Here is a 385-nt window from a genome sequence, read left to right as displayed (position 1 = left end):
TGGTACGGCTTCGACGACGGTCTCTACACGGGCGCGCGCCTGCTCGAGATCCTCGCGAAGACGGCCGATCCGAGCGCACTGCTCAATGCGCTGCCGGACGCGATGAGCACGCCGGAGCTGCAACTCAAGCTCGAGGAGGGCGAGAACTTCCGCCTGATCGAGAAGCTGCAGAAGGAAGCGAAGTTCGACGGCGCCGACGAAGTCGTGACGATCGACGGGCTGCGCGTCGAGTACCCGGACGGCTTCGGCCTCGCGCGTTCGTCGAACACGACGCCGGTGGTCGTGCTGCGCTTTGAAGCGGAGACCACGGAAGGGCTCGAGCGCATCCAGGCGGACTTCCGCCGCGTGCTGACGGCCGCGAAGCCGGACGTCGAGCTGCCGTTCT

Annotated in this window: 1 pseudogene; it reads left to right on the top strand. The window is 67.0% G+C overall.

From position 1 onward, the window contains the following. Positions 1 to 385, top strand: a pseudogene (locus tag DID99_RS36975) (phosphomannomutase/phosphoglucomutase); the annotation flags it as partial.

This window comes from Burkholderia sp. Bp8986 (genome assembly GCF_003854225.1).
In the GTDB taxonomy this organism is placed as follows: domain Bacteria; phylum Pseudomonadota; class Gammaproteobacteria; order Burkholderiales; family Burkholderiaceae; genus Burkholderia.
Note: the sequence above shows the minus strand (reverse complement) of the source record. Positions and strands in the feature narration are given on the sequence as shown.